Source organism: Yokenella regensburgei, assembly GCF_003634235.1.
GTDB classification, from domain to species: Bacteria; Pseudomonadota; Gammaproteobacteria; order Enterobacterales; family Enterobacteriaceae; genus Yokenella; species Yokenella regensburgei.
The window spans coordinates 15,413-41,315 of the sequence record NZ_RBIZ01000010.1 but is presented as its reverse complement, the minus strand read 5'-3'; the positions used below and the strand labels follow the sequence as shown (position 1 = coordinate 41,315).

The 25,903-nt window shown below is 50.3% G+C and carries 38 protein-coding genes; 27 read left to right on the top strand and 11 right to left on the bottom strand.

Going from position 1 to position 25,903, the window contains the following annotated elements:
• From C7387_RS22690 to bfr, 4 genes are all read left to right on the top strand, one after another.
• Window positions 1-177 (top strand): EF-Tu C-terminal domain-related protein (locus C7387_RS22690; protein WP_072106202.1); only part of this gene is annotated, 177 nt, incomplete at its 5' end.
• A gap of 435 nt (window positions 178-612) precedes the next feature.
• Window positions 613-3,240, top strand: a complete 2,628-nt coding sequence (locus tag C7387_RS22685) for a glycosyl hydrolase family 18 protein (RefSeq protein ID WP_244922398.1) — start codon at window positions 613-615, stop codon at window positions 3,238-3,240.
• Window positions 3,241-3,361: 121 nt separating this feature from the next.
• On the top strand, window positions 3,362-3,556 hold the full coding sequence (gene bfd / locus C7387_RS22680) for a bacterioferritin-associated ferredoxin (protein ID WP_006817294.1): 195 nt from the start codon (window positions 3,362-3,364) through the stop codon (window positions 3,554-3,556).
• A 64-nt stretch (window positions 3,557-3,620) separates the two neighbouring features.
• Window positions 3,621-4,097, top strand: a complete 477-nt coding sequence (gene bfr / locus C7387_RS22675) for a bacterioferritin (RefSeq protein WP_038253958.1) — start codon at window positions 3,621-3,623, stop codon at window positions 4,095-4,097.
• A gap of 32 nt (window positions 4,098-4,129) precedes the next feature.
• On the opposite strand, the gene C7387_RS23285 is transcribed toward bfr, so the two are convergent.
• Genes C7387_RS23285 through C7387_RS22620 form a run of 11 tightly spaced genes read right to left on the bottom strand, consistent with a single transcriptional unit; the run spans window position 4,130 to window position 14,488 of the window.
• Complete coding sequence (locus C7387_RS23285; RefSeq protein ID WP_120817541.1) at window positions 4,130-4,894, bottom strand: prepilin peptidase; 765 nt, start codon at window positions 4,892-4,894, stop codon at window positions 4,130-4,132.
• Window positions 4,894-5,361 (bottom strand): type II secretion system protein GspM, encoded by a 468-nt coding sequence (gspM, locus tag C7387_RS22665; protein WP_158592530.1) that lies wholly within the window; start codon window positions 5,359-5,361, stop codon window positions 4,894-4,896. Before gspM ends, C7387_RS23285 begins: the two co-directional genes overlap by 1 nt.
• Window positions 5,358-6,500, bottom strand: a complete 1,143-nt coding sequence (gspL, locus tag C7387_RS22660) for a type II secretion system protein GspL (protein ID WP_120817539.1) — start codon at window positions 6,498-6,500, stop codon at window positions 5,358-5,360. Before gspL ends, gspM begins: the two co-directional genes overlap by 4 nt.
• A gap of 15 nt (window positions 6,501-6,515) precedes the next feature.
• A complete protein-coding gene (gene gspK, locus C7387_RS22655) occupies window positions 6,516-7,496 on the bottom strand; it encodes a type II secretion system minor pseudopilin GspK (protein ID WP_120817538.1) in 981 nt (326 codons plus the stop codon).
• Complete coding sequence (gspJ, locus tag C7387_RS22650; protein ID WP_158592529.1) at window positions 7,493-8,170, bottom strand: type II secretion system minor pseudopilin GspJ; 678 nt, start codon at window positions 8,168-8,170, stop codon at window positions 7,493-7,495. Before gspJ ends, gspK begins: the two co-directional genes overlap by 4 nt.
• Window positions 8,157-8,522, bottom strand: coding sequence for a type II secretion system minor pseudopilin GspI (gene gspI, locus C7387_RS22645; protein ID WP_120817536.1), 366 nt, complete (start codon window positions 8,520-8,522; stop codon window positions 8,157-8,159). The genes gspJ and gspI overlap by 14 nt, the downstream gene beginning before the upstream one ends.
• A gap of 3 nt (window positions 8,523-8,525) precedes the next feature.
• Complete coding sequence (gspG, locus tag C7387_RS22640) at window positions 8,526-8,963, bottom strand: type II secretion system major pseudopilin GspG (protein ID WP_038253972.1); 438 nt, start codon at window positions 8,961-8,963, stop codon at window positions 8,526-8,528.
• Between the two features lie 10 nt (window positions 8,964-8,973).
• A complete protein-coding gene (gspF, locus tag C7387_RS22635; protein ID WP_120817535.1) occupies window positions 8,974-10,176 on the bottom strand; it encodes a type II secretion system inner membrane protein GspF in 1,203 nt (400 codons plus the stop codon).
• Window positions 10,173-11,663, bottom strand: a complete 1,491-nt coding sequence (gspE, locus tag C7387_RS22630) for a type II secretion system ATPase GspE (RefSeq protein ID WP_120817534.1) — start codon at window positions 11,661-11,663, stop codon at window positions 10,173-10,175. The genes gspF and gspE overlap by 4 nt, the downstream gene beginning before the upstream one ends.
• A gap of 9 nt (window positions 11,664-11,672) precedes the next feature.
• On the bottom strand, window positions 11,673-13,682 hold the full coding sequence (gene gspD / locus C7387_RS22625; protein ID WP_006817283.1) for a type II secretion system secretin GspD: 2,010 nt from the start codon (window positions 13,680-13,682) through the stop codon (window positions 11,673-11,675).
• Between the two features lie 2 nt (window positions 13,683-13,684).
• Window positions 13,685-14,488: a type II secretion system protein N gene (locus C7387_RS22620; RefSeq protein ID WP_120817533.1), complete on the bottom strand. Its 804-nt coding sequence runs from the start codon at window positions 14,486-14,488 to the stop codon at window positions 13,685-13,687.
• 212 nt (window positions 14,489-14,700) lie between these two features.
• Between C7387_RS22620 and C7387_RS22615 the strand changes: the two genes are divergently transcribed.
• The 23 genes from C7387_RS22615 to rplO all read left to right on the top strand — a co-directional run bounded on the left by C7387_RS22615 (window position 14,701) and on the right by rplO (window position 25,901).
• Window positions 14,701-16,071: an AAA family ATPase gene (locus C7387_RS22615; protein WP_120817532.1), complete on the top strand. Its 1,371-nt coding sequence runs from the start codon at window positions 14,701-14,703 to the stop codon at window positions 16,069-16,071.
• The gene (locus C7387_RS22610) at window positions 16,068-16,502 is read left to right on the top strand and encodes a hypothetical protein (protein WP_120817531.1); all 435 of its coding nucleotides are present in this window, start codon (window positions 16,068-16,070) and stop codon (window positions 16,500-16,502) included. Before C7387_RS22615 ends, C7387_RS22610 begins: the two co-directional genes overlap by 4 nt.
• 234 nt (window positions 16,503-16,736) lie before the next feature.
• Window positions 16,737-17,048, top strand: a complete 312-nt coding sequence (gene rpsJ / locus C7387_RS22605) for a 30S ribosomal protein S10 (protein ID WP_001181005.1) — start codon at window positions 16,737-16,739, stop codon at window positions 17,046-17,048.
• A gap of 32 nt (window positions 17,049-17,080) precedes the next feature.
• A complete protein-coding gene (gene rplC, locus C7387_RS22600) occupies window positions 17,081-17,710 on the top strand; it encodes a 50S ribosomal protein L3 (protein WP_006817279.1) in 630 nt (209 codons plus the stop codon).
• Window positions 17,711-17,720: 10 nt separating this feature from the next.
• Window positions 17,721-18,326, top strand: coding sequence for a 50S ribosomal protein L4 (gene rplD, locus C7387_RS22595; RefSeq protein ID WP_000424395.1), 606 nt, complete (start codon window positions 17,721-17,723; stop codon window positions 18,324-18,326).
• A complete protein-coding gene (gene rplW, locus C7387_RS22590; RefSeq protein WP_000617546.1) occupies window positions 18,323-18,625 on the top strand; it encodes a 50S ribosomal protein L23 in 303 nt (100 codons plus the stop codon). Before rplD ends, rplW begins: the two co-directional genes overlap by 4 nt.
• 17 nt (window positions 18,626-18,642) lie before the next feature.
• Window positions 18,643-19,464: a 50S ribosomal protein L2 gene (rplB, locus tag C7387_RS22585; RefSeq protein WP_000301859.1), complete on the top strand. Its 822-nt coding sequence runs from the start codon at window positions 18,643-18,645 to the stop codon at window positions 19,462-19,464.
• 16 nt (window positions 19,465-19,480) lie between these two features.
• Window positions 19,481-19,759, top strand: a complete 279-nt coding sequence (gene rpsS, locus C7387_RS22580) for a 30S ribosomal protein S19 (RefSeq protein WP_001138115.1) — start codon at window positions 19,481-19,483, stop codon at window positions 19,757-19,759.
• A 14-nt stretch (window positions 19,760-19,773) separates the two neighbouring features.
• A complete protein-coding gene (rplV, locus tag C7387_RS22575) occupies window positions 19,774-20,106 on the top strand; it encodes a 50S ribosomal protein L22 (protein WP_000447529.1) in 333 nt (110 codons plus the stop codon).
• A 17-nt stretch (window positions 20,107-20,123) separates the two neighbouring features.
• On the top strand, window positions 20,124-20,822 hold the full coding sequence (gene rpsC, locus C7387_RS22570) for a 30S ribosomal protein S3 (protein ID WP_006817277.1): 699 nt from the start codon (window positions 20,124-20,126) through the stop codon (window positions 20,820-20,822).
• 11 nt (window positions 20,823-20,833) lie between these two features.
• Window positions 20,834-21,244, top strand: a complete 411-nt coding sequence (gene rplP / locus C7387_RS22565; RefSeq protein ID WP_002919759.1) for a 50S ribosomal protein L16 — start codon at window positions 20,834-20,836, stop codon at window positions 21,242-21,244.
• A complete protein-coding gene (rpmC, locus tag C7387_RS22560; protein ID WP_006817276.1) occupies window positions 21,244-21,435 on the top strand; it encodes a 50S ribosomal protein L29 in 192 nt (63 codons plus the stop codon). Before rplP ends, rpmC begins: the two co-directional genes overlap by 1 nt.
• Window positions 21,435-21,689: a 30S ribosomal protein S17 gene (rpsQ, locus tag C7387_RS22555; protein WP_006817275.1), complete on the top strand. Its 255-nt coding sequence runs from the start codon at window positions 21,435-21,437 to the stop codon at window positions 21,687-21,689. The genes rpmC and rpsQ overlap by 1 nt, the downstream gene beginning before the upstream one ends.
• A 167-nt stretch (window positions 21,690-21,856) precedes the next feature.
• Window positions 21,857-22,228: a 50S ribosomal protein L14 gene (rplN, locus tag C7387_RS22550; protein ID WP_000613954.1), complete on the top strand. Its 372-nt coding sequence runs from the start codon at window positions 21,857-21,859 to the stop codon at window positions 22,226-22,228.
• A 10-nt stretch (window positions 22,229-22,238) separates the two neighbouring features.
• Window positions 22,239-22,553, top strand: a complete 315-nt coding sequence (rplX, locus tag C7387_RS22545; RefSeq protein ID WP_003863287.1) for a 50S ribosomal protein L24 — start codon at window positions 22,239-22,241, stop codon at window positions 22,551-22,553.
• A gap of 14 nt (window positions 22,554-22,567) precedes the next feature.
• A complete protein-coding gene (gene rplE / locus C7387_RS22540; protein WP_038254008.1) occupies window positions 22,568-23,107 on the top strand; it encodes a 50S ribosomal protein L5 in 540 nt (179 codons plus the stop codon).
• Between the two features lie 14 nt (window positions 23,108-23,121).
• Window positions 23,122-23,427, top strand: a complete 306-nt coding sequence (gene rpsN / locus C7387_RS22535) for a 30S ribosomal protein S14 (RefSeq protein WP_006817273.1) — start codon at window positions 23,122-23,124, stop codon at window positions 23,425-23,427.
• Between the two features lie 33 nt (window positions 23,428-23,460).
• Complete coding sequence (rpsH, locus tag C7387_RS22530; RefSeq protein ID WP_006817272.1) at window positions 23,461-23,853, top strand: 30S ribosomal protein S8; 393 nt, start codon at window positions 23,461-23,463, stop codon at window positions 23,851-23,853.
• A 12-nt stretch (window positions 23,854-23,865) separates the two neighbouring features.
• Window positions 23,866-24,399: a 50S ribosomal protein L6 gene (rplF, locus tag C7387_RS22525; protein ID WP_006817271.1), complete on the top strand. Its 534-nt coding sequence runs from the start codon at window positions 23,866-23,868 to the stop codon at window positions 24,397-24,399.
• Between the two features lie 9 nt (window positions 24,400-24,408).
• Window positions 24,409-24,762 carry a 50S ribosomal protein L18 gene (gene rplR, locus C7387_RS22520; RefSeq protein WP_006817270.1) on the top strand — a complete coding sequence of 118 codons (354 nt, stop codon included), beginning with the start codon at window positions 24,409-24,411 and terminating at the stop codon, window positions 24,760-24,762.
• 14 nt (window positions 24,763-24,776) lie between these two features.
• Window positions 24,777-25,277, top strand: a complete 501-nt coding sequence (rpsE, locus tag C7387_RS22515) for a 30S ribosomal protein S5 (RefSeq protein WP_002438697.1) — start codon at window positions 24,777-24,779, stop codon at window positions 25,275-25,277.
• A gap of 6 nt (window positions 25,278-25,283) precedes the next feature.
• Window positions 25,284-25,463 (top strand): 50S ribosomal protein L30, encoded by a 180-nt coding sequence (gene rpmD / locus C7387_RS22510; protein ID WP_001140434.1) that lies wholly within the window; start codon window positions 25,284-25,286, stop codon window positions 25,461-25,463.
• A 3-nt stretch (window positions 25,464-25,466) separates the two neighbouring features.
• Entirely contained in the window at window positions 25,467-25,901 is a 435-nt protein-coding gene (gene rplO / locus C7387_RS22505; protein WP_006817269.1) for a 50S ribosomal protein L15, read from the top strand.
• The last annotated feature ends 2 nt before the right edge of the window (window positions 25,902-25,903 follow it).

The following is a 25,903-nucleotide window of genomic DNA, read 5'->3' as shown; positions in this document are numbered from 1 at the left end:
GACGTGACTGGTACCATCGAACTGCCGGAAGGCGTAGAGATGGTAATGCCGGGCGACAACATCAAAATGGTTGTTACCCTGATCCACCCGATCGCAATGGACGACGGTCTGCGTTTCGCAATCCGTGAAGGCGGCCGTACTGTTGGTGCGGGCGTTGTTGCTAAAGTTCTGGGCTAATCCCCACGCTTTATTTTAAAGCGCTTTAGTACGAAAAACCCTGATGGAAACATCAGGGTTTTTTTTATCTATAGAAAACCCCTCCAGGTTCGGTCTGCCAGTTAACCGTATCTGAAAAAATCTGCAATATTGAGAATATTTATTAGTTATGTCGGGTTTTAATACATTCCGTTCTCATAATTTATTATATTCAAATTAGATATTAATTTATCGCTATATCGTTAACATAAAAAAACCATCTTATTGGTGGTATTTGAAAATCAATATTAATAAATATATATCACAATGCATAAAAAACAGCATCTCTTAAATTTAGCTTAACTTCTTACTTATTTTTAATTAATTGTCCTGTCATGCCCTGAGGAATATTGTTTGCCACGGTTTCAACGTTAATAAATGTCCGACGTGCAATCGTGCACATTCTCAGGAGTTACTATGAACACTAATGAATCAAAACCATCTTTAGGTGCTGTAGCGGCGACCGTTACAGTTACTATGAACGACGATACCAACACCCTGTTGGGTCTTAATAATTCCATGATGATCTCCCGTGATGGTGGCCATTTCTGGGAAGCATATAACGAGTATTATCGTAATTATTTCCCAGGCAGTCCGCTGGTCATGGTCGCTAAATTACAGGAGTTGGCACTTAATTCTGAAGACTACGATCTCAATAAAACATACAGCGGAGGCGATGTTGTGCGTGACCAGGGATATTACTGGACGGCACAATGGTGGGTAGATCAAGGGATTAGTCCGGGTTCCGATTCTGTCTGGCTTAAAGGCGATGCAATTAGTTATGAACGCTATGGTACATTCCAGTTCTCACCATTTACTGGCGATAAAGCTACACAAATCCAGACGAAGGGAAAACAAGACGCAGCCAAACAACGTAAAGTCATTGGCTATTTCCCGGAGTGGGGCGTTTATGAAGCGCATGATTACTTTACCCCGGATAAAATTGATTTTAGCAAACTGACTCACCTGAACTATGGTTTTGCGGTAGTAGAAGAGGGGCAGGTCATTATTCATGATACCGTCAAGGGCCCTGGGCTGCTGCGTCAATTGGCCAAAATGACCAAAGCTCATGGCGTAACGAGCATGGTCTCCGTTGGTGGCTGGACCAATTCTGCGGAAGGTGTTTTTGAAGCCGCGACGGCCACAGCCGCTGGTATTGAAACGCTCGCGGAAAGTATGGTTGCTTTCGTGCGTCAGTGGGACTTTGATGGTCTCGATGTTGACTGGGAATATCCGGACAATAATACCGAAAAAGCAAACTTCACTACCCTCATCCAGAAACTGCGTAGTAAGCTTGATGCTGCAGGCCTGTTGGATGATAAATATTATCAACTTTCTGCCGCGGTAACGACTAACCATAACAATATCCAGTTCATCAACCCGGCGGTAACTGCGCCGCTACTGGATAGCGTCAACGTCATGGCTTACGATATTCACGGCGCATTTGACGCGATTACCGGTCATAACGCCCCGCTGTTTGCCAATAGCGAAGATGCCGATCAGCTGCTGAACGTTTCTTCTGCCATGCAGGCGTATTGCGTGACCTGGGGTGTGCCGAAGTACAAGCTGATGATGGGCGTGCCATTCTATGGCCGTGGCTGGGGCAATGTTGCTGCAACGCAGGTTGTGAAAGGCTTGCCTGGGCTGTTCTGTGCAGGTTCTGCAACTGTTCACGGTGCGTGGGACGACGAGGGGGATTACACTGGTACCAACCCGTTCTATGTTCTGAAGCAGAAGCTGGCAAGCGCTGACTATACGCGTTACTGGGACGATGAGTCCAAAGTCCCTTATCTCTACAATGCGAAGACGAAAGAGTTTCTGACCTACGATGATGCCGAGTCTATTCAAACTAAGGTGAATTACATCAACGATCAGGGTTTTGGCGGCGCTATCATTTGGGATATCAGTGGTGATACCGGTGATTTCGAGCTGGGCACCATCGTTGGTACTCTTAAAAATTCATCTATTACCAATTTCGATACACCACAAATTCACTTCTTTACGGGGAATAACTACGCCGGAGCAAAAATCAGCGTATCCGACAATATTCCAGATTTGAAGGATGTGTATACTGATGATGGTCATTCAGCGGATAATACTATCTCCTCATCTAAGAATGATGTTGATTCTTTGGGGTATTTTATCTTTACCGATAATTACTACAATTTCGGTGTGGAAAACAGTACCGCAACACGTGTCAACGGAGATTTAGCCAAGTTTGGTAACCTCTATAATGATAAGTGTTCATCATTCAAAATTATCAAGATGATTGGTTATGCCGGCGAGGATGCCACAAAAGGTGAAGTGGTTGCTTTCCTCGAGGACAGCCCTGATCTTACGGAAAGCCACGGTGATCATATTTCCTCAATTAAACTTCTGCCGGGGTACTGCGTACGGCTGTATGAAGGAATACATTACACCGGTGCTTATCGTGATGTGATGGGCAGCCCATTCCCGACAAACTTAAGCACAATCGGGTTTGATAAACGTGTTTACTCAGCAAGATTTATTAATATGAAAGTCGCACCTAAAGCCACTTTCTTTGATGGAAGCAATTACTCTGGTAATACGTTTGATTTGTATAGCGACGTGCCTACCTTTACAGGTGTTGTCAATAGCGGAGGCGTTTCTGCGAATGATATGATTTCCTCAGCAACCCAAGCGAAGGATTGCCTGGGCTATGAAGTTTATACTGGTGATAATTTCACTGGTAGTTCGACAGTTGTCAAAGGTGACCTGACAACATATAACAGTACATTTAATAATAACGCTTCGTCTATTCGTGAAGTTAAAGCATTTCTTTATAGTGGCACTAACTTCTCGGGTAGCGAGCATGCGGTATCTATTAATAATGTTGTGCTTGAAGATACTGGCGTAACTAACATTAAATCCATTAAGGTTGCTAAGGGTTATGCAGCGCGGATTTATGATCAGACATGGCATACCGGTAATTCTATTGTGATTGCCGATACTGATTCCTGTTTAGACCTAGCGACTCTTGGCTTTGCTAATAAAGTGCTCTCCATTATGTTTATTAAACTCTAACCGGTAGTTGTAACCCCAGGCCTCTTCCTGACCAGAAGGGGCCTTTTTTGTAAGTACGGTTTTGATTGAAATCAAAATCATTCTCATCTATGCTGTGTACAGAGTTTGAGCAGGAGTGGCTATGTACGTCTGTCTTTGTAACGGTATCAGTGATAAAAAAATTCGTCAGGCGGTGCGCCAGTACCATCCTCAATCCTTTCAACAGCTGCGTAAGTTTATGCCCATCGGCAATCAGTGCGGTAAGTGCGTCCGTGCTGTGCGTGAGTTGATGGAAGATGAACTGCTTCAGATCCCGGAATTTAAAGAAATCGCCTGAAGGTGGCTTTACATACTCCGTCCGCCATCTACGCTTTTAGGTAGTGGAAGCGGAGGAAGTCATAATGAAAGGTGATACTAAGATAATAAATTATCTCAACAAATTGTTGGGAAATGAGCTTGTCGCAATCAACCAGTACTTTTTGCATGCCCGGATGTTCAAAAACTGGGGCCTGAAGCGCCTCAACGATATTGAGTACCACGAATCCATCGACGAAATGAAGCACGCCGATAAGTACATTGAGCGTATTCTTTTCCTCGAGGGCATTCCTAACCTGCAGGATCTTGGCAAACTCAACATCGGTGAAGATGTGGAAGAGATGCTGAAATCCGACCTTGCGCTTGAGCTTGATGGCGCGAAAAATCTCCGTGAAGCCATTGCCTATGCCGACAGCGTCCATGACTATGTCAGCCGTGACATGATGATTACCATTCTTGCGGATGAAGAAGGGCATATCGACTGGCTGGAGACCGAACTGGATTTGATTCAGAAACTGGGTATTCAGAACTATCTTCAGGCCCAGATCCGTGAAGAAGAGTGAGATTTAAGGCAGAGTTTCGCTCTGCCTTATTCTTACACGTAGTTGAACCAGAGCAGTACGACAAAACCGGCTAACGCCAACGGCGGACCGAAAGGTATGTTTTTGCCCTTAAAACCCCCTTTGCGGGTGAAAAACACCGCTGACAATAGCCCGATAGTCGAGGCTACGGTGAGTATGAGCGGTAAACTTTGCCAGCCCGTCCAGGCACCGCAGGCCGCCAGAAGTTTAAAATCCCCATATCCCAGCCCATCGCGCTTTAGCCACAGCAGGCAGATTTTATTTATCGACCATAAAATAAGATACCCGGCAGCGGCGCCGTAGACGGCATCGCTCAGCATCCATGGTGAATACCCGCTGTGAAACAACAGTCCCAGCCACAGTAGCGGCAGAGTTAGCTTATCCGGCAACAGAAAAGTACGCAGGTCGATAAGGCTCATCGCGCAGGCAAACCAGAAAAACGTTGCCACCCCGATAGTCTGTATTTCTGGTGGGAACAAAAAGGCGATAGCAAGGAAGCCGGTCATTACGCCCGTTTCGATAGCAGGATAGCGCCAGCTAACCGGCTGCTGGCAATAACGGCAGCGCCCTTGCAGCCACAGCCAGCTTACTAGCGGAATATTCTCCCGCCAGCGCAACGGCGTGTGACAATGAGGGCAGTGCGAGCCCGGCCACCAGAGCGAGAGCCCGGCCTCAGGTTTCTCAATCATGATGGGGAGTCGATGCACCACCACGTTCATCAGACTGCCCAACAAAAGACCAAGTAGCCCCATGCTGACAGGCCATAGCATCGTTATCATTAGCTACCCGCCTTCGTGAGTCGTAGAGCCTGCAGCACAATGAAAGGTGTTCCTTTCTTGCTGGCATCGAACGCCATCTCAAGCGGATAAATCCCCTGGCTTGCGCGGAGTTGTTCGAGCCACTGTACCAGCGCTGGAAGTGCAATATCGTTGCCGGAAATCACCACGCTATGGTTACCTTCCTGTTTCAGTTCGATGCTCAGCCCGGCAGCTTTTGCTGAAGTCTGAACCAGGGTATCCAGAGGTTGCCCAGTGCGCTTAGAGGCAACTATCCCGGCAGCCAGTGTCTGTTCCTCCAGCCAGGCGCTTTCGTTTTGAATCTTTTTGAGATCCAGCCGCTGAGCGGTAATCGTATTGTTCAGCGGCATCACCACGCCATATACCGTTATGGTCAGCCCGAGAAAGAGCATCAGCACTATCAGCCATCGTTGCTCAGACAAGGATTTACTTTGCCACCATGCCTTCACCGGGTGCCTCCGCTTCTCAACGTGTAGACACCATCGTTTGATGGTTGCGGGAGAGTCAGGTTCAGCGTGGCTTTGCTCTGGTCGACAAACTGCTCCAGCACGGAGAAATCTGACGTCTGGACGATGATTTTCAGTTCTCCCGTCTCTTTCGTGGCCGAAAAATGCGCAAGCGCAATCCCGGACGCTGGCTGAAGACTTTTTTCCACCTGGCGCAGGCGCGTGAGGGGGTCCGGTGCCGGTGTTGTCACCTTCTGTCGAAAGAAGAAGCGATAGTTACCCTGACGCTTATCGCCTGGAAAGTACTGCTGCCAGCGTTCCTGGAGCGCAAGACGTTCTGCTTTTTGCCGTTGGTGCAGGTGCCAGATAGTGCCCATCTGAATACAGAAGTAGGCCAGAACTGCCGCCGTCGCAAAACCAACGATACCTTTACGCCAGAGTGGCAATACCGGATGAGCAGGAGGATTGGGACGAAACTCGCCGTGCAGCAGGTTTAAAGGTGGTGCGCTAAATTTTCGGGCGTACCACAGGAGTGGCGATTCGCCCGGGAGCATTTTGGCCGGGATCTCTTCAGCACTATCCCCGTAGCAAAGGGGCGGTATGCCGGGGGTAAAGCGTTCTGCAAGCTGGAACAAAAGCGTGGTATTCAGGTAGCTCCAGCCGAATTCGCTATGTCGTACCAGCCAGCCATTCTCCAGCCGTAGCGCAGACCACCCATTCTCTTGTATCGGGAGATAGCAGCCATCGGGAATGATGGCGGTAATGGTGAGCCCGTGCTGGCGGTAACCATCAACCAGTAACGCCAGTTTTTGGCGCTCTATACCCAGCACGTAACACAGGCCATCTTGCTCTCCGGCGACCGTCCAGTGCAGTGTTTCGCTGTTGCTGACTAGCTTGTCTTCTACCTGCCAGGCAATCGCCTGCTGTGTGGGTATAAGCCCTGGTTGCGGAAGCGGGAAGCAGCAGCAGGTTAACCAACTTGCAGGTAGCAGAAGTGAGACATTCCGCGCGCCAGCCAGTCCTGACAATTGCAGGAGAATATCCTGCACGTCTGAGCGCTCAACCTGTCCGTTGTCTAGCCACTCGGTGTAGGGTGAATCTTCTGATGGCGGACGAATTATCAGATAAGGGATATTCTTCATCTGGATTCCTTGTAATTAATGAGAGTCAGGCGCTGCCGTTCGGGCGTAAACGCTCAACTGACTGTCCTTCCGTTGGTAATAAATACTGCTACGTTGCAGTGTTGTGCGTCCCTCATGCTGCAGGCGAAGCGTCAGGGTATAAAAATCACTGGTGGCGCTGAGCCCGGTCGCACTTTTGCTCAGAATGTCTTTGTCGGCAGGCCAGGCTTGTGCGGCGGCGTTCAGTAATTGCTTTGGTGAAATCCATCCATTCTCTGGCGTCTGTGACAGCAGGCTTCGAACGTTGCCGGTGTTCTGTTTATTGAGAAACAGAGCAGCCAGCAGCGGCGTTTGATCGGCGGAGAGCGTGTTGACGTGAATCTGCAGAGTGCTGCTGCCCAGCGCACAGAGCCAGGGGGAGAGTGTCTGGTATAAACGGGGCGTCATTCCCTTTATGGCGCGCAGTTCACTGACATCAAAAAAAGGTTGGTTCGCGACGTAACGCAAGGGCTTATCGCTGTAGCTGTCGTCTTCAGCACCATCGCGGCGAACGTTATTATCGCTGTCGATGTAATCAGCAATAGCGGCGGTCAGCGCATTCGCATCCAGAGCACTAACGCCAGATTGCTCCAGTAGCGCCAGAAATACGGCGACGCTATAAGGCGGTTCTTCCAGAGGCTGCAATGGCGAATGTGCTAATGCATTCAAATTAAAGCAGTCTTGTGCGCTATGGAGCTGCCAGATAACGGTAGCGCCATCTTTTAAAGCGAGCGTATGGGGTTGCGCCCATAATTGGTCGCGACTATTCAACTGCGGATTGTTTTTTAGATCCTGCAGCAAGATGCGCAATGCCTGATCTTCCGCGATGCGAAAATCCCACCGCTGTTGCAGGGCAGTTTCAATTTGTCCGGTCCTGCGTAGTGAGGTGTGAAAACGGGTAGCCATATCTGCGGCAAGCCCCGCCATCAGCCCCAAAAGCAGTAGGACAACCAGCAACGCCATTCCCCGCTGCTTCATGGCGCGGTCCCTTCCGTTTTTACGGCATTTTTTGTTGTGTCAGTGGTGTTCTCTGTTGCCTCGTCAGTAGTGTTCCCAGTGCCAGGCCTGGTGCTGGTCAGTAAAAAGCGGCGAGTCAGCGACGTGTCATCATTCAGTGTGAAGGTCATCTCAAGCCCTGTAGGCAGTTGAGACGACTGAGCGTTGTAGATAAGCGTTTCGTTGCTGGGTGGCTGCTGCCATCGTTTCTGAAAATAGCGCATCTGCATAGTGCGGATATTGTGGAGCACCGCTTCTGGCCGTTGCTCTTTAGGGTTATCCGGATAGATAGCGGTAGCGCGGTAGAGCGTATCGCCGTTGAGGAACCAGCGAACTCGCCGCAGGTCGGGGGCACAACAATCGCTAACGGCATCACCGGCCAGACGTGTGGTCAGCATAAATGTATTGTTATTTAAAGAGAGAATCGCCCCGGTAACACGCGACTGGCGGGGCACAAAGTTATCAATGTCATCAGACAGTTGAGTCATGGCGAGCCCCAGCAGTCGGAGCTGCTGGTCGGCTTCTCCGGTTCGCTCGTGAGCACGAAGGACGCCAGAAAGCACCATTGCGCTGGCAAGGCCAAGCAGCGTAAAAATAGCGATGGCGACCATCAGCTCAATCAGGGTGAAACCGTCCTGTCGGTTACTTTTTCTCACGCGAAACGCTCTCTTCGGGTAGGGCATAGCTCCATAGCCCGTAGGACAGCCTGCCGTTGGCGCCAATCCGAAGCTGCTGTGCGATCATGTCATCGTTGCTATCGCGGTCGAGCTGCCAGTGCCAGCTCAGGCCACCCATTTCAGAATCACCTTCACGGGGGATACTGGATGGCATGAGCTGCAGGTCGACAAGCTGGTTGTCAGCAACCCACAGCGCCAGCTGTTGTTGCTGCATGCGTGCCGTGCTACTGATGGTAACGCCGAGGCTGTTTGCGAGCGTCAAGGCTGACACCGCGAAAATAGCCAGCGCCAGTAACACTTCAAGCAGGGTAAACCCTTTCATTTGCGGCATGGCTTACTTCTTCTTATCCAGCTCCCAGTTATTGATGTCGTCGGCGGTACCGGCTTCGCCATCCTCGCCGCAAGCAATCAGATCGTAGGTACCATGTTCGCCCGGGCTGACCAGGACATATTCATTCCCCCAGGGATCGGCTGGAAGGCGCTTGATGTAACCTTCGGGATTGTAATTCGTCGGGACCGGGCTGCTGGTTGGCGCCGTGACGAGCGCAGAAAGCCCCTGCTCGGTCGTGGGATAGCGATGGTTGTCCAGCTTGTACATATCCATGGCACCTTCGAGCGCCACAATGTCACTGATCGCTTTTTGCTTATCGGCTCGCGCTTTGTTGCCCATCAGATTGGGGACCACGAGGCTCGCGAGAACGCCGAGAATGACAATGACCACCATGAGTTCGAGCAGAGTGAAGCCACGCTGAAGATTTTTTGTCGTATGCATAATGTTTTCCTTAACTGACCAATGAATTGAGCTGAAGAATGGGTTGCAGGACGGCAGCAACGATAAACAGCACGATGCCTGCCATGGTGATAATGAGAGCGGGTTCGAAGAGCGCCAGGGCCAGAGACATGCGGTGTTGTAGCAAGTTGTCCTGATTATCTGCCGCCCGGGTCATGAGTTCGCTCAGCTGCCCGCTTTTTTCGCCGGTAGCAATCATGTACAGCATGACCGGGGGCAATAAATCACAGTTTTCCAGCGCTGCATGAAAACTGCTGCCCTGGGTAACTTGCTCTGCGGCCAGGCTCAGGCGATGACGCACTTCGAGATTGCTGATCCCTTCAAGTGCAATATGCATAGCATCCAGTAGTGGAACGCCGCTGCATTGCAGGATGCTAAGCGTGCGCAGATAGCGGGCGCCGTTGATGGCGCGCAGCAGTTCCCGCGTCATTCGGCGTTGCAGCAACTGCCGGTGAAAACGATGGCGATTACCTGGGCGTTTAAGCCAGTATCTGAAAGCGATTGCGGACAGCATTGCGCATGCTAAAAACCAGGGGCCCCAGCTTTGCAAACCGTTGCTGATAGCGAGCAGAATACGCGTTGTGGTCGGAAGCTGTTGCTTCATATGAATAAATTGCTCAGTGACCTTAGGCACCACGGTGGTCAAGAGAATAATGACGACGCCAATGGCGACCGTGCTGAGCATGACCGGGTAAATCAACGCCTGGGTGAATTTGGCGCGTATTCGCTGACGGATCTCGTTGTAATCAGCCAGCTTTTCCAGTACCAGACCCAGCTGGCCTGATTTTTCTCCCGCTTTGACGAGCGTGCGGTAAACCGGGTCGAAAATCCGTGGCCAGGTCTGGAGTGCGTCAGCCAGTGAATAGCCTGAGATGATTTTCTCGCGTATTTGCTCAAGAATGTGCCGCAACCCGGAGTGCTGAGTCTGACGGGCGATGACCATGAGGACTTCTTCGAGGGGCAATGCGGCAGCGATAAGCGTGGCAAGTTGCCGGGTCAGCAGGGCCAGATCGGCGCTACCGACAGAAGTTTGTCGGCGAAATGACAGGGCTTTGCGGCGTTTTTTCTCGACAATATTCTGAGGAAATAACCCGCTTTTGCGCAGCTGGTCTCGAGCATGGCGCGCACTTTCGGCCTCGACAACACCGTGCTGGCGTTTGCCTGAACTATCCAGAGCCTGCCATTGAAAGTTCATTGAGCACGCTCCTGTTCCCCATCATGTTGAGCGGTTACGCGAATCACTTCTTCCAGGGATGTGTCACCGTTGACAACATGCTGTAAGCCATTCTGTAATAACGTCTTACTGTTTTGGCGGAAAGCGAGGCTAATATCCTGTTCACTGGCATTGTCATGGATAGCTATCCGGAGCGGGCGGTCTATCAGCATTAGTTCGTGGATAGCCAGTCGTCCCTGATAGCCGGATTGATGGCAGGCCTGGCAGCCTTGAGCTGTCCATAACGAATCAGGATACGGGCTGAAATCGTGGAAGATATTTGCCTCATGTGCCGCAAGCGGTGTCACTTGTCGGCAGTGCGGACAAAGACGGCGCACCAGGCGCTGTGCCAGCACGCCGATGAGCGATGAGGAAAGCAGAAAAGGTTCAATCCCCATATCTCTCAGACGGGTAATAGCGCCGGCAGCGCTATTGGTGTGCAATGTCGAGAGTACGAGATGGCCAGTCAGTGAGGCCTGGACCGCAATTTGTGCCGTTTCGTTATCACGGATTTCTCCCACCATCACCACATCGGGATCCTGACGTAGAATTGCCCGCAGGCCACGGGCAAAGGACATATCAACGCGTGGGTTCACCTGCGTCTGGCCGATACCCTCCAGTTCATATTCAACAGGATCTTCCACGGTAAGGATATTGCGCCCGGGCGCGTTGAGTGCCGAAAGGATGGCATAGAGCGTGGTGCTCTTTCCTGAACCTGTCGGCCCGGTTACCAGAATAATGCCGTGTGGCTGATGGATGAGTTTCTCGAGCCGTCCGGAATCCTCTTCAGAGAGTCCTAACCTGTCTATCGATAGTGTCAGATTGCTTTTATCCAACAGTCGAAGCACCGCCCTTTCTCCATACCTTGATGGCAGCGTCGAGACGCGAACGTCGATGTTGCGGCGCCCGAGCCTCAGCGTGATCCGTCCGTCTTGTGGCAGCCGTTTTTCCGCGATATCCAGTTTTGCCATGACCTTGATGCGAGAGAGCAGCAGGGGGGCAAGTTTGCGCCCGGGCTGCAGCACCTGGCGCAGTACGCCATCGGTACGAAAGCGAATGCTTAATGTGGTTTCGAAGGTCTCAATATGAATATCAGATGCACCTTCCTTCACTGCTTCACTGAGAATGGCGTTAATCAGTCGGATAACTGGTGCGCTCTCATCATCGGCCAATAAATCTGCGTTCTCCGGAATTTCCTCGGTAAGGGACATCAAATCAACATCGAGATCCATATCCTGGGCAATTTGCTGCGACTCTTCGCCTGCCTGCTGAAAAACCTGTTCCAGATACTCCTCAAAAGCCGCTGCGGTGAGGGCTTCGAGTCGTGTCGCGCGCGGGGACACCCGAAGGGCTTCAAGTATTGACGACAGAGGTGCATCTTCCCGCATGATGATGGCGTTCTCATGGAGGCAGATCCCCAATGTCTGGGACTGCGACCAGCTGATTGGTGGCATTACTGGGTTATCCATATCAGCTCCTTATCCTTTGAAGGGATTCCGTGGCGCCGTAGGGACCGAATCTGCAGGAACGGCTGGTGCTTTGAAGTCGAGCTCATCAAGCCGTGGTTCATCATCCTCACTGATAAGTCCGGGGGTCTTCTTATCCAGTCGCTGTTTCTGAAGATCGCGGAACGCAGAGTATTTTTCTGCAGACAATGAGCGATAGACATCGTCGTCCCGAATAATGGTCGGACGGATGAAGACCATCAGATTGCGCTTGGATTTGTCCGTTGAGGTGTAGCGAAACAGCTGGCCAAGGAAAGGAATGTCACCCAGCAGTGGAACTTTGGAAACTTGTTCTTTGGTGGCGTCATCAATCAAACCTCCGAGCACCACGGTTTCGCCACTTTTCACCAGTACGGCGTTCTGGATCGTTCGGGTATTGAATGTTGGGCCAAGCGTTGAAGAGGTTCCGCTAGAGTTATCCACACTGGAAACTTCCTGCTCAATTTCCATCAGTACGGCATCCCCTTCATTAACCTGCGGGGTAACCTTCAGTTTTGTACCGACCGTTTTACGCTCGACGGTATTAAAAACGTTATCGCCAGAGGTAGTTTGCGACCCGGACAGGACCGGAACATCCTGCCCGACGTTAAATGAGGCTTCTTTATTATCAAGCGTCACAATGCTCGGCGTGGAAAGGATGTCGTTTTTGCTGTCTGACGCGAGAGCAGAGAGTAAAACTCCCCAATTACCGTCGAAGAAGCCCGCGGCCAGACCGTTGAAATTACTCAGCGCATCATAGACCGGGTTATCTGAAGAGATAGAGCCTGACTGTTTGTATTGTTGCGCACCCACTGCGGCATTGAACACAGGCAGGCTGGTGCCCTGAAACTGCTGCATGCCAACATTTTTGTTGATCCACTGGACGCCAAGGTTCATTCCCCGGCCATCCTGAACTTCGACAATGATGGCCTCAACCAGAACCTGCGCCCGACGAATATCAAGGCGGGCAATGACCTGTTCAAGTTGATTCATTACGCTCTGCTCTGCGGTGATCACCAGAGAGTTAGTTTGCTCATCGGCGGTAATGGAGGTACCTGAAGTGTCTGGATTGGCGCTGCTACTATTACTGTGGCTTGTGCTGGTATTGCTATTTGCAGCCTGCTGCTCACCTTCAATTTTTTCCGAGACCCCAGTAAGCACTTCAACCAGCTTTTTGGCTTTGGCATATTTGAGATAAAAAACGCGGGTGTTGCCCTGGTTTTGTTGTTCTTTGTCCAGATTGGCAATCAGGGCCGCCATTCGTTGGCGTACATGGGCTGGACCGCTCAGAATTAGCGTATTGGTGCGTTTGTCCGCGATAACTTTAGGTATTAGCCATTGCGTTGGTTTATCGCGGGTTTCTACTTCTATTAGGTCGCTTAGTACCTCAGCAAGGTCGGTAGCTGATGCATAATGTAAGGGGATTAGCTGGCGCTGCTGTTCACCGAGGACGTCTACTTTGCGAACGACTTCCAGCAGGCGGTTAACCAGCGAGGCCTTACCGGTCAGCATTAATGCATTTGAGGCTTCATAATGTACGACGTTACCGACGGAACTACCCTCAATCATCTGACGAAGAAGGGGGGCAAGCTCCCGGGCCGGAACATACTGTAGCGTGACTATGCGGGTAACGATTTCATCGCCTTTCCCGGGATGACTGCTGTCACCAGACAGGCCAGGGGCGTTTTTAATGGTCTGAGAGCTGACAACCTTCAGGAATCCATTATCCAGCGTCGTTACCGAATAGCCGTAGATATCCAGCACGCTCAGGAAAAATTGATAATAGCCAGCTTCATCAAAATCATCGTAGCTACGCACAGAGATGGTCCCTTGAACGGAAGGATCGACCAGAATTGTTTTACCGATATTCTGGCTGACATTATCGATAAATTCGCGTATGTCGGCGTCTTTAAAATTTGCCGAGTATCGTTCGGTGAATGCAACTGACGGCATGAGCAATGACGCGAAGGCCAGGCTGTAAAAAAATTTCCCTGGTGAGTGCATTTTTATTTAACATCCATATTAGTGATGAAATCCTGGGTGGTGATTTTTATCGGTTGTTGTTGTTTGTCGCGTAAAATGGTGAACTTCGCAGTATTCAGCAGGCTAATATCTGCGAGTGCTGCGTCAATGTTTTCTCTATCCTGCAAATTTCTGTCGTTCATTTTTATGGCTAAGTCACCGGGTATCAACCCGGTTTTGCGAAATGCTGTGCCAGAAATGTTATTGTTCAGACGTAATCCGACGATTTTTTTATCAGTGCTATAAATAACTGTTGCCTTGATATATTTATCCAGTGAATTTGTACTTCGGGGGCCCGCAGGTTTGCGCTGTGATGTTGTTTCTCTCTCTGTAAAGAGGGGTTCCAGTTCCAGCACTTGCTCGCGGACACCTATTTTTAAAATGACTTTATCTGGATGAATTTGGCTTATCAATGTATCTGGATGTTTTTCCAGAGGGGTATTGATAGCATAACTTTTTTGTCCCTCAGGACTTTTAATAATAGCTCGTGAATGTGAACTATGGCTGCTGTATGTGATACCCGTGACTGTCAGGCTCGGTAGCGTACTTTCCTGTACGGCTGCTGGCGTTGGGGCATCAGCAGACGAAATAGTATTCATCGAAATGTAGTGTAACGGCAGATTAATATTATCAACAACAGTGTCTTTCGCAATGCGATGACCATATGCCAGATACTGGGTTAGTTTAACGATAGAGTGCCCAGCCAGAAATACGCTGAATATGGCTATGGCAACGTATAACGCTCTTACTCGATTCAAGTTTAAAATAACATTTATTTTATCTAACACTGCTTTGTAGTTCTTCTTAATTTATCTTCCGCAAATGTGGCTCATAATATTATCAGTCTTGTGATTGAGCAAGTCAGTCGATACTATATTGTCTTACTTAAAGCGATAAAATGGAATGATTGGCCTGTTTTATTTCTTATATGAATATAGACAGGATAAAGGATTTTTATTTTTTATGATTTATACACAAATAAGAGTGCGGAGAATTTAATATGTCTCCGTTCCAGGTTATTACGCATTATCTGTGCCAACAGCTCGCACCAGGAACTGCAGCCGTAGTGAGTGGGAGGCGCGGATGCGGAAAGACGCAAATCATGAAGCAAGTCGGCGCCAGTTTCGACGGTGCGGTGCTATATATTGTCGCGTTGCCAGATCAGGACCTGCTGGTGGTTGATAGTCGTGGGAGCTGTTGTTTTTTCGCCGGCGAGCAGATCTCTGCAAGCCAAATCTGGACATGGTTTCTGACCAGAAAATCGTCAGCCGATATTTCGTGGATGCTGGTTATCGACAATGCGCATCTTCTGAAGTCCCTCACCACCATAGTCGACACTTTTTATCAGTTGGCCGAAACGGGTGAGAGTTCGCTTAGCCTGCTGCTGGTAGGACAGCCGTTTTCCCTGAGGAAAAGACGATTACGCGCAATGTGTCCAGTTTGGGTAGATGTGCCTGGAGGGATCGTTCCATCTGATGAAGCAGGAGCGTTGCAGCCTGCGCTGCAGCATATACTTGCCCGGTCCAGTAATCCTCTACGGCTGTTCACCGTCTTATGTCGTTCGATACAAGATATGGAATCCTCCGAGGAAGTTCGTAATGTGCTTTTTAGACTGGTTCCTTCGCGCTGGAAAGTGTGCGTACTTGGGATCGGATATGCCCTGCTAGCGGGTTCATTTGGTTGGATGATGACAACCGTTTTACCGCTTCATTTACCCGTGCCGTGGGCAGAAAAAAAGAGTGTGGTGATGGATCTCCCGTTAGCAAAAATAACAGACCGGCCCGCCGGTGAGCGCAGCGGCATGCAGGGGCTTATCTCTACGTGGGGTTATGACGTACCACTTGAAATGGCGTGGTGCGATCGTATCGAAATTGCCAGTCTTCGCTGTGAAAGCGCGACCGGACAACTCACTGATATGGTCAATCAGGGGCTACCGTGGATGGCGCGCCTTAAGGTAGAAGATAAAGATCTGTGGGGGGTAGTGATGCGCGTCGGTGAAGATACGCTTGATGTCCTGGTAAATCAGCAGATTTGGTCCGTCAGACGCGCATGGTTTGAGCGTGTGTGGCAGGGGCAGTATACCGTGATTCGAAAAACCACACCGGAAGGGGATGACAGAGTGACGGCGAAAAGCGGCAGTGAGCAAATTGTCTGGTTGGATAATGCGCTGAGTCGAGCGCTGAATGTACCCACAACGCAGGCGACAAATTGGAAACCCATGCTCACCGAGAAGGTGAAGCTTTTTCAAAACCAGCAAAAGATCCCTGCAGATGGTGCCGCGGGTAAAATGACCTTGATACGACTCTTCCAAGCCCTGGGCGAGAGTCCACGTCTACAGGTGGGTGAAGACCTGAAAAGGAAAAACCCATGATAGGATTTTATCTTTCCTTTTCAGCACACTGTTCAACTCGTACTGCAGAGCTATTGCAACCGGCCAACAGAGGGAGATGTATTCTTAGCTTCTGTTTTTGGGGATTGTGGCTCGTCTTCTTCTATATAGTAGGAAACTTTGCCTGCCTTTACTGGCAGCAGCGTCTTGAATCGAACAGTACGATAGCGACCAGTACGCTGCCGCCTCCTGACTATGTGCGGTCAGAGCAAACGTATGTTTTTCGGAAGAACCCACTACCTGAACAAGCCCCCTCAGTCTCTGAAGAGAACACTTCGGATGACGTTGAAGAACAGCAACTGGAAATCCCCGCAACAGAGTATCGCGATGATGATCAGGAAGGGAAGGGTGACGTCACTGATACCCGTTTACGCCAGCGTGTACGTGATGCGCTGCAGGATGTGACACGATGAAGCAGATTGTGCCCATTTTTCGCGCGCTGTGACTTGCATCTGGGCTTTAAATTCGTATAATACGCGGGCTGTCAATCTGACGGCAGGTTCGATATGAACCATGGCGGTGTCTTTTAGCTGCCATACAATGTTCCCAATTGGGGAACTCTGTAAGAACGGTTACACTCTCCCATCAATCGTAATGGGTTTGAGGAGTAACTATTTCGTCTATAAAATAATTGGAGCTCTGGTCTCATGCAGAACCAAAGAATCCGTATCCGCCTGAAAGCGTTTGATCATCGTCTGATCGATCAATCAACCGCGGAAATCGTCGAGACTGCCAAGCGCACTGGTGCGCAGGTCCGTGGTCCGATCCCGCTGCCGACCCGCAAAGAGCGCTTTACCGTTCTGATCTCTCCGCACGTTAACAAAGACGCGCGTGATCAGTACGAAATTCGCACTCACAAGCGTCTGGTTGACATCGTTGAGCCAACCGAGAAAACCGTTGATGCTCTGATGCGTCTGGATCTGGCTGCCGGTGTAGACGTGCAGATCAGCCTGGGTTAATCAGGTCATCGAGCGATTGAGAGGTTGAAACAATGATTGGTTTAGTCGGTAAAAAAGTGGGTATGACCCGCATCTTCACTGAAGATGGCGTTTCTATCCCAGTAACCGTAATCGAAGTTGAAGCAAACCGTGTTACTCAGGTTAAAGACCTGGCTAACGATGGCTACCGTGCTATCCAGGTTACTACCGGTGCTAAAAAAGCTAACCGTGTAACTAAGCCGGAAGCTGGTCACTTCGCTAAAGCTGGCGTAGAAGCTGGCCGTGGTCTGTGGGAATTCCGCCTTGCTGAAGGCGAAGAGTTCACCGTAGGTCAGGACATTAGCGTTGAACTGTTTGCTGAAGTTAAAAAAGTTGACGTAACCGGTACCTCTAAAGGTAAAGGTTTTGCTGGTACCGTTAAGCGCTGGAACTTCCGTACCCAGGACGCTACTCACGGTAACTCCTTGTCTCACCGCGTTCCGGGTTCTATCGGTCAGAACCAGACTCCGGGCAAAGTGTTCAAAGGCAAGAAAATGGCAGGTCAGCTGGGTAACGAACGTGTAACCGTTCAGAGCCTGGACGTAGTACGTGTTGACGCTGAGCGCAACCTGCTGCTGGTTAAAGGTGCTGTCCCGGGTGCAACCGGTAGCGACCTGATCGTTAAACCAGCTGTGAAGGCGTAAGGGGATAGCAATGGAATTAGTATTGAAAGACGCGCAGAGCGCGCTGACTGTTTCCGAAACTACCTTCGGTCGTGATTTCAACGAAGCGCTGGTTCACCAGGTTGTTGTTGCTTATGCAGCTGGTGCTCGTCAGGGTACTCGTGCTCAGAAGACTCGTGCTGAAGTAACTGGTTCTGGCAAAAAGCCATGGCGCCAGAAAGGTACCGGCCGTGCGCGTTCAGGTTCTATCAAGAGCCCGATCTGGCGTTCTGGTGGCGTGACCTTCGCTGCTCGTCCGCAGGACCACAGTCAAAAAGTTAATAAAAAGATGTACCGCGGCGCGCTGAAAAGCATCCTGTCCGAACTGGTACGTCAGGATCGTCTGATCGTTGTCGAGAAGTTCTCTGTAGAAGCGCCGAAAACTAAACTGCTGGCACAGAAACTGAAAGACATGGCTCTGGAAGATGTGCTGATCATCACCGGTGAGCTGGACGAAAACCTGTTCCTGGCTGCGCGCAACCTGCACAAGGTTGACGTACGCGATGCAACTGGTATCGACCCGGTTAGCCTGATCGCCTTCGACAAAGTCGTAATGACTGCTGATGCTGTTAAGCAAGTTGAGGAGATGCTGGCATGATTCGTGAAGAACGTTTGCTGAAGGTGCTGCGTGCACCGCACGTTTCTGAAAAAGCGTCTACTGCGATGGAAAAAACCAACACCATCGTTCTCAAAGTTGCTAAAGACGCGACCAAAGCAGAAATCAAAGCTGCTGTGCAGAAACTGTTTGAAGTCGAAGTCGAAGTCGTTAACACCCTGGTAGTTAAAGGGAAAGTTAAACGTCACGGACAGCGTATCGGTCGTCGTAGCGACTGGAAAAAAGCTTACGTCACCCTTAAAGAAGGCCAGAACCTGGACTTCGTTGGCGGCGCTGAGTAAGTCGGAGGAGTAACACAATGGCAGTTGTTAAATGTAAACCGACATCTCCGGGTCGTCGCCACGTAGTTAAAGTGGTTAACCCTGAGCTGCACAAGGGCAAACCTTTTGCTCCGTTGCTGGAAAAAAACAGCAAATCCGGTGGTCGTAACAACAATGGCCGTATCACCACTCGTCACATCGGTGGTGGCCACAAGCAGGCTTATCGTATTGTTGACTTCAAACGCAACAAAGACGGTATCCCGGCAGTTGTTGAACGTCTTGAGTACGATCCGAACCGTTCCGCGAACATCGCGCTGGTTCTGTACAAAGACGGCGAGCGCCGTTACATTCTGGCCCCTAAAGGCCTGAAAGCTGGCGACCAGATTCAGTCTGGCGTTGATGCTGCAATCAAAGCGGGTAACACCCTGCCGATGCGCAATATCCCGGTTGGTTCTACCGTTCATAACGTAGAAATGAAACCAGGTAAAGGCGGTCAGCTGGCGCGTTCTGCTGGTACTTACGTTCAGATCGTTGCTCGCGATGGTGCTTATGTCACCCTGCGTCTGCGTTCTGGTGAAATGCGTAAAGTCGAAGCAGACTGCCGCGCTACTCTGGGCGAAGTTGGCAATGCTGAGCATATGCTGCGCGTTCTGGGTAAAGCAGGTGCTGCACGCTGGCGTGGTGTTCGTCCTACCGTTCGCGGTACTGCGATGAACCCAGTAGACCACCCACATGGTGGTGGTGAAGGTCGTAACTTTGGTAAGCACCCGGTAACTCCGTGGGGCGTTCAGACCAAAGGTAAGAAGACCCGCAGCAACAAGCGTACTGATAAATTCATCGTACGTCGCCGTAGCAAATAATTTTAGAGGATAAGCCATGCCACGTTCTCTCAAGAAAGGTCCTTTTATTGACCTGCACTTGCTGAAGAAGGTAGAGAAAGCGGTGGAAAGCGGAGACAAGAAGCCCCTGCGCACTTGGTCCCGTCGTTCAACGATCTTTCCTAACATGATCGGTTTGACCATCGCTGTCCATAATGGTCGTCAGCACGTTCCGGTATTTGTTTCCGACGAAATGGTCGGTCACAAACTGGGTGAATTCGCACCGACTCGTACTTATCGCGGCCATGCTGCTGATAAAAAAGCGAAGAAGAAATAAGGTAGGAGGAAGAGATGGAAACTATCGCTAAACATCGCCATGCTCGTTCTTCTGCTCAGAAGGTTCGCCTTGTTGCTGACCTGATTCGCGGTAAGAAAGTGTCGCAGGCTCTGGACATCCTGACATACACCAATAAGAAAGCGGCTGTATTGGTCAAGAAAGTACTGGAATCTGCCATTGCTAACGCTGAACACAACGATGGCGCTGACATTGACGATCTGAAAGTTACGAAAATTTTCGTAGACGAAGGCCCGAGCATGAAGCGCATTATGCCGCGTGCAAAAGGTCGTGCAGATCGCATCCTGAAGCGCACCAGCCACATCACTGTGGTTGTGTCCGATCGCTGAGACTCTGGAGACTAGCAATGGGTCAGAAAGTACATCCTAATGGTATTCGCCTGGGTATTGTCAAACCTTGGAACTCTACCTGGTTCGCGAACACCAAAGAATTCGCTGACAACCTGGACAGCGATTTTAAAGTACGTCAGTACCTGACAAAGGAACTGGCTAAAGCGTCCGTATCTCGTATCGTTATCGAGCGTCCGGCTAAGAGCATCCGTGTGACCATTCACACTGCTCGCCCGGGTATCGTTATCGGTAAGAAAGGCGAAGACGTAGAAAAACTGCGCAAGGTCGTAGCGGATATCGCTGGCGTTCCTGCACAGATCAATATCGCCGAAGTTCGTAAGCCAGAACTGGACGCTAAATTGGTTGCTGACAGCATCACTTCTCAGCTGGAACGTCGCGTTATGTTCCGTCGTGCTATGAAGCGTGCTGTACAGAACGCAATGCGTCTGGGCGCTAAAGGTATCAAAGTTGAAGTTAGCGGCCGTCTGGGCGGCGCGGAAATCGCACGTACCGAATGGTACCGTGAAGGTCGCGTACCGCTGCACACTCTGCGTGCTGACATCGACTACAACACCTCTGAAGCGCACACCACTTACGGTGTAATCGGCGTTAAAGTGTGGATCTTCAAAGGCGAGATCCTGGGTGGTATGGCTGCTGTTGAACAACCGGAACCGGCTGCTCAACCTAAAAAGCAGCAGCGTAAAGGCCGTAAATAAGGAGCGTCGCTATGTTACAACCAAAGCGTACAAAATTCCGTAAAGTGCACAAAGGCCGCAACCGTGGTCTGGCGCAGGGTACGGATGTTAGCTTCGGCACTTTCGGTCTGAAAGCTGTTGGCCGTGGTCGTCTGACTGCACGTCAGATCGAAGCAGCACGTCGTGCAATGACCCGTGCAGTTAAGCGTCAAGGTAAGATCTGGATCCGTGTATTCCCGGACAAACCGATCACCGAGAAGCCGCTGGAAGTTCGTATGGGTAAAGGTAAAGGTAACGTTGAGTACTGGGTTGCCTTGATTCAGCCGGGTAAAGTCCTTTATGAAATGGACGGCGTACCGGAAGAGCTGGCCCGTGAAGCATTCGGCCTGGCAGCAGCGAAACTGCCGATTAAAACCACCTTTGTAACTAAGACGGTGATGTAATGAAAGCAAATGAGCTGCGTGAAAAAAGCGTTGAAGAGCTGAACGCTGAGCTGCTGAACCTGCTGCGTGAGCAGTTCAACCTGCGTATGCAGGCTGCAAGTGGCCAGCTGCAACAGACTCACCTGCTGAAGCAGGTTCGTCGTAATGTTGCACGCGTTAAGACTTTACTGACTCAGAAGGCGGGTGCGTAATGACCGATAAAATCCGTACTCTGCAAGGTCGTGTTGTTAGTGACAAAATGGAGAAATCCATTGTTGTAGCTATCGAACGTATTGTGAAACACCCGATCTACGGTAAATTCATCAAACGTACGACCAAACTGCACGTACATGACGAGAACAACGAATGCGGTATCGGTGACGTGGTTGAAATCCGCGAATGCCGTCCGCTGTCCAAGACTAAGTCCTGGACTCTGGTTCGCGTTGTAGAGAAAGCGGTTCTGTAATACAGTACGCGTTCTCAATACGGATAAACGGCTCAGAGATGAGCCGTTTATTTTTTCTACCCATATGCTGAGAGCGGTGTTATAATGCCGCGCCCTCGATATGGGGCTTTTTAACGACTCTGTAGTTTTAGAGTCTCAGTAGTAGTTGACATTAGCGGAGCACTAAAATGATCCAAGAACAGACTATGCTGAACGTCGCCGACAACTCCGGTGCGCGTCGCGTAATGTGTATCAAGGTTCTGGGTGGCTCGCACCGTCGCTACGCAGGCGTAGGCGACATCATCAAGATCACCATCAAAGAAGCAATTCCGCGTGGTAAGGTCAAGAAAGGTGATGTGCTGAAGGCGGTAGTGGTGCGCACCAAGAAGGGTGTTCGTCGCCCTGACGGTTCTGTCATTCGCTTCGATGGTAATGCATGCGTTATTTTAAACAATAACAGCGAGCAGCCTATCGGCACGCGTATCTTTGGGCCGGTAACTCGTGAACTTCGCAACGAGAAGTTCATGAAAATTATCTCTCTGGCACCAGAAGTACTCTAAGGAGCGAATCATGGCAGCTAAAATCCGTCGTGATGACGAAGTTATCGTGTTAACCGGTAAAGATAAAGGTAAGCGCGGTAAAGTTAAGAATGTTCTGTCTTCCGGCAAACTCGTCGTTGAAGGTATCAACCTGGTTAAGAAACATCAGAAGCCGGTTCCGGCCCTGAACCAACCGGGTGGCATCGTTGAAAAAGAAGCTGCTATTCAGGTTTCTAACGTTGCAATCTTCAATGCGGCAACCGGCAAGGCTGACCGTGTAGGCTTTAGATTCGAAGATGGCAAAAAAGTCCGTTTCTTCAAGTCTAACAGCGAAACTATCAAGTAATTTGGAGTAGTACGATGGCGAAACTGCATGATTACTACAAAGACGAAGTAGTTAAGAAACTCATGACTGAGTTTAACTACAATTCTGTCATGCAAGTCCCTCGGGTCGAGAAGATCACCCTGAACATGGGTGTTGGTGAAGCGATCGCTGACAAGAAACTGCTGGATAACGCAGCAGCTGACCTGGCAGCAATCTCCGGTCAAAAACCGCTGATCACCAAAGCACGCAAATCAGTTGCAGGCTTCAAAATCCGTCAGGGCTATCCGATCGGCTGTAAAGTAACTCTGCGTGGCGAGCGCATGTGGGAGTTCTTTGAGCGCCTGATCACTATTGCTGTACCGCGTATCCGTGACTTCCGTGGCCTGTCCGCTAAGTCATTCGACGGTCGTGGTAACTACAGCATGGGTGTCCGTGAGCAGATCATCTTCCCAGAAATCGACTACGACAAAGTCGATCGCGTTCGTGGTTTGGATATTACCATTACCACTACTGCGAAATCTGACGAAGAAGGCCGTGCTCTGCTGGCTGCCTTTGAATTCCCGTTCCGCAAGTAAGGTAGGGTTACTGAATGGCTAAGCAATCAATGAAAGCACGCGAAGTTAAACGCGTAGCTTTAGCTGATAAATACTTCGCGAAACGCGCTGAACTTAAAGCGATCATCTCTGATGTGAACGCCTCCGACGAAGATCGTTGGAATGCAGTTCTTAAGCTGCAGAGTCTGCCGCGTGATTCCAGCCCGTCTCGTCAGCGTAATCGCTGCCGTCAAACTGGTCGTCCGCATGGTTTCCTGCGGAAGTTCGGGTTGAGCCGTATCAAGGTCCGTGAAGCCGCTATGCGCGGTGAAATCCCGGGTCTGAAAAAGGCTAGCTGGTAATTGTCACCAATTGAATCACGGGAGTAAAGACAGATGAGCATGCAAGATCCGATCGCGGATATGCTGACCCGTATCCGTAACGGTCAGGCCGCGAGCAAAGCTGCGGTCACAATGCCTTCCTCCAAGCTGAAAGTGGCGATTGCCAACGTGCTGAAGGAAGAAGGTTTTATCGAAGAATTTAAAGTTGAAGGCGACACCAAGCCGGAACTGGAACTTACTCTTAAGTATTTCCAGGGTAAAGCTGTTGTAGAAAGCATTCAGCGTGTCAGCCGCCCAGGTCTGCGCATCTATAAGAAAAAAGATGAGCTGCCGAAAGTTATGGCGGGTCTGGGTATCGCGGTTGTTTCTACCTCTAAAGGTGTTATGACTGATCGTGCAGCGCGCCAAGCTGGTCTTGGTGGCGAAATTATCTGCTACGTAGCCTAATCGGAGGAAAAAATGTCTCGTGTTGCTAAAGCACCGGTCGTTATTCCTGCCGGCGTTGACGTTAAAATCAACGGTCAGGTTATTACGATCAAAGGTAAAAACGGCGAGCTGACTCGTACTCTCAACGATGCTGTTGACGTTAAACATGCAGATAATGCACTGACCTTCGGTCCGCGTGATGGTTACGTAGACGGTTGGGCTCAGGCTGGTACCGCGCGTGCCCTGCTGAACGCAATGGTTATCGGTGTTACCGAAGGCTTCACTAAGAAGCTGCAGCTGGTTGGTGTAGGTTATCGTGCAGCGGTTAAAGGTAATGTAGTAAACCTGGCTCTGGGTTTCTCACATCCTGTTGACCATCAGCTGCCAGCCGGTATCACTGCAGAATGTCCGACTCAAACTGAAATCGTGCTGAAAGGCGCTGATAAGCAGGTGATCGGCCAGGTTGCAGCAGATCTGCGCGCCTACCGTCGTCCTGAGCCTTACAAAGGCAAGGGTGTTCGTTACGCCGACGAAGTCGTGCGTACCAAAGAGGCTAAGAAGAAGTAAGGTAACACTATGGATAAGAAATCTGCTCGTATCCGTCGTGCGACCCGCGCACGCCGCAAGCTCCAGGAGCTGGGTGCAACTCGCCTGGTGGTACATCGTACCCCGCGTCATATTTACGCACAGGTAATTGCACCGAACGGTTCTGAAGTTCTGGTAGCTGCTTCTACTGTAGAAAAAGCTATCTCTGAACAACTGAAGTACACCGGTAACAAAGACGCCGCTGCAGCTGTGGGTAAAGCTGTTGCAGAACGCGCTCTGGAAAAAGGCATTAAAGATGTGTCCTTTGACCGTTCCGGGTTCCAATATCATGGTCGTGTCCAGGCACTGGCAGATGCTGCCCGTGAAGCTGGCCTTCAGTTCTAAGGTAGAGGTGTAAGATGGCTCACATCGAAAAACAAGCTGGCGAACTGCAGGAAAAGCTGATCGCGGTAAACCGCGTATCTAAAACCGTTAAAGGTGGTCGTATTTTCTCCTTCACAGCTCTGACTGTAGTTGGTGATGGTAACGGTCGCGTTGGTTTTGGTTACGGTAAAGCGCGTGAAGTTCCAGCAGCGATCCAGAAAGCGATGGAAAAAGCCCGTCGCAATATGATTAACGTCGCGCTGAACCACGGCACCCTGCAGCACCCGGTTAAAGGTGTTCACACGGGTTCTCGTGTATTCATGCAGCCGGCTTCAGAAGGTACCGGTATCATCGCCGGTGGTGCAATGCGCGCCGTTCTGGAAGTCGCTGGAGTTCATAACGTACTGGCCAAAGCATACGGTTCCACTAACCCGATTAACGTGGTTCGTGCAACTATCGATGGCCTGGAAAATATGAATTCTCCAGAAATGGTCGCTGCCAAGCGTGGTAAATCCGTTGAAGAAATTCTGGGGTAATTGACCATGGCAAAGACTATTAAAATCACACAAACCCGCAGTGCAATCGGTCGTCTGCCGAAACATAAGGCAACGCTGCTTGGCCTGGGTCTGCGTCGTATTGGTCATACCGTAGAGCGCGAGGATACTCCTGCTGTTCGTGGTATGGTCAACGCGGTTTCCTTCATGGTTAAAGTTGAGGAGTAAGAGATGCGTTTAAATACTCTGTCTCCGGCCGAAGGCTCTAAACAGGCGGGTAAACGCCTGGGTCGTGGTATCGGTTCTGGCCTCGGTAAAACCGGTGGTCGTGGTCACAAAGGTCAGAAGTCTCGTTCTGGCGGTGGCGTACGTCGCGGTTTCGAGGGTGGTCAGATGCCACTGTACCGTCGTCTGCCGAAATTCGGCTTCACTTCTCGTAAAGCGATGATCACGGCAGAAATTCGTCTGTCCGATCTGGCTAAAGTAGAAGGCGATGTAGTCGACCTGAACACGCTGAAAGCGGCTAACATTATCGGTATCCAGATCGAGTTCGCGAAAGTGATCCTGGCTGGTGAGGTAACTCGTCCGGTAACTATCCGTGGTCTGCGTGTTACTAAAGGCGCTCGTGCTGCTATCGAAGCTGCTGGCGGTAAAATTGAGGAATAAGT

Coding starts and splice junctions, on each gene's coding strand:
- C7387_RS22685 (WP_244922398.1), top strand. CDS start 613: ATGAACACTAATGAATCAAAACCATCTTTAGGTGCTGTAGCGGCGACC.
- bfd (WP_006817294.1), top strand. CDS start 3,362: ATGTACGTCTGTCTTTGTAACGGTATCAGTGATAAAAAAATTCGTCAG.
- bfr (WP_038253958.1), top strand. CDS start 3,621: ATGAAAGGTGATACTAAGATAATAAATTATCTCAACAAATTGTTGGGA.
- C7387_RS23285 (WP_120817541.1), bottom strand. CDS start 4,894: ATGATAACGATGCTATGGCCTGTCAGCATGGGGCTACTTGGTCTTTTG.
- gspL (WP_120817539.1), bottom strand. CDS start 6,500: ATGAAGAATATCCCTTATCTGATAATTCGTCCGCCATCAGAAGATTCA.
- gspK (WP_120817538.1), bottom strand. CDS start 7,496: ATGAAGCAGCGGGGAATGGCGTTGCTGGTTGTCCTACTGCTTTTGGGG.
- gspI (WP_120817536.1), bottom strand. CDS start 8,522: ATGCCGCAAATGAAAGGGTTTACCCTGCTTGAAGTGTTACTGGCGCTG.
- gspG (WP_038253972.1), bottom strand. CDS start 8,963: ATGCATACGACAAAAAATCTTCAGCGTGGCTTCACTCTGCTCGAACTC.
- gspF (WP_120817535.1), bottom strand. CDS start 10,176: ATGAACTTTCAATGGCAGGCTCTGGATAGTTCAGGCAAACGCCAGCAC.
- gspE (WP_120817534.1), bottom strand. CDS start 11,663: ATGGATAACCCAGTAATGCCACCAATCAGCTGGTCGCAGTCCCAGACA.
- gspD (WP_006817283.1), bottom strand. CDS start 13,682: ATGCACTCACCAGGGAAATTTTTTTACAGCCTGGCCTTCGCGTCATTG.
- C7387_RS22615 (WP_120817532.1), top strand. CDS start 14,701: ATGTCTCCGTTCCAGGTTATTACGCATTATCTGTGCCAACAGCTCGCA.
- C7387_RS22610 (WP_120817531.1), top strand. CDS start 16,068: ATGATAGGATTTTATCTTTCCTTTTCAGCACACTGTTCAACTCGTACT.
- rpsJ (WP_001181005.1), top strand. CDS start 16,737: ATGCAGAACCAAAGAATCCGTATCCGCCTGAAAGCGTTTGATCATCGT.
- rplC (WP_006817279.1), top strand. CDS start 17,081: ATGATTGGTTTAGTCGGTAAAAAAGTGGGTATGACCCGCATCTTCACT.
- rplD (WP_000424395.1), top strand. CDS start 17,721: ATGGAATTAGTATTGAAAGACGCGCAGAGCGCGCTGACTGTTTCCGAA.
- rplW (WP_000617546.1), top strand. CDS start 18,323: ATGATTCGTGAAGAACGTTTGCTGAAGGTGCTGCGTGCACCGCACGTT.
- rplB (WP_000301859.1), top strand. CDS start 18,643: ATGGCAGTTGTTAAATGTAAACCGACATCTCCGGGTCGTCGCCACGTA.
- rpsS (WP_001138115.1), top strand. CDS start 19,481: ATGCCACGTTCTCTCAAGAAAGGTCCTTTTATTGACCTGCACTTGCTG.
- rplV (WP_000447529.1), top strand. CDS start 19,774: ATGGAAACTATCGCTAAACATCGCCATGCTCGTTCTTCTGCTCAGAAG.
- rpsC (WP_006817277.1), top strand. CDS start 20,124: ATGGGTCAGAAAGTACATCCTAATGGTATTCGCCTGGGTATTGTCAAA.
- rplP (WP_002919759.1), top strand. CDS start 20,834: ATGTTACAACCAAAGCGTACAAAATTCCGTAAAGTGCACAAAGGCCGC.
- rpmC (WP_006817276.1), top strand. CDS start 21,244: ATGAAAGCAAATGAGCTGCGTGAAAAAAGCGTTGAAGAGCTGAACGCT.
- rpsQ (WP_006817275.1), top strand. CDS start 21,435: ATGACCGATAAAATCCGTACTCTGCAAGGTCGTGTTGTTAGTGACAAA.
- rplN (WP_000613954.1), top strand. CDS start 21,857: ATGATCCAAGAACAGACTATGCTGAACGTCGCCGACAACTCCGGTGCG.
- rplX (WP_003863287.1), top strand. CDS start 22,239: ATGGCAGCTAAAATCCGTCGTGATGACGAAGTTATCGTGTTAACCGGT.
- rplE (WP_038254008.1), top strand. CDS start 22,568: ATGGCGAAACTGCATGATTACTACAAAGACGAAGTAGTTAAGAAACTC.
- rpsN (WP_006817273.1), top strand. CDS start 23,122: ATGGCTAAGCAATCAATGAAAGCACGCGAAGTTAAACGCGTAGCTTTA.
- rpsH (WP_006817272.1), top strand. CDS start 23,461: ATGAGCATGCAAGATCCGATCGCGGATATGCTGACCCGTATCCGTAAC.
- rplF (WP_006817271.1), top strand. CDS start 23,866: ATGTCTCGTGTTGCTAAAGCACCGGTCGTTATTCCTGCCGGCGTTGAC.
- rplR (WP_006817270.1), top strand. CDS start 24,409: ATGGATAAGAAATCTGCTCGTATCCGTCGTGCGACCCGCGCACGCCGC.
- rpsE (WP_002438697.1), top strand. CDS start 24,777: ATGGCTCACATCGAAAAACAAGCTGGCGAACTGCAGGAAAAGCTGATC.
- rpmD (WP_001140434.1), top strand. CDS start 25,284: ATGGCAAAGACTATTAAAATCACACAAACCCGCAGTGCAATCGGTCGT.
- rplO (WP_006817269.1), top strand. CDS start 25,467: ATGCGTTTAAATACTCTGTCTCCGGCCGAAGGCTCTAAACAGGCGGGT.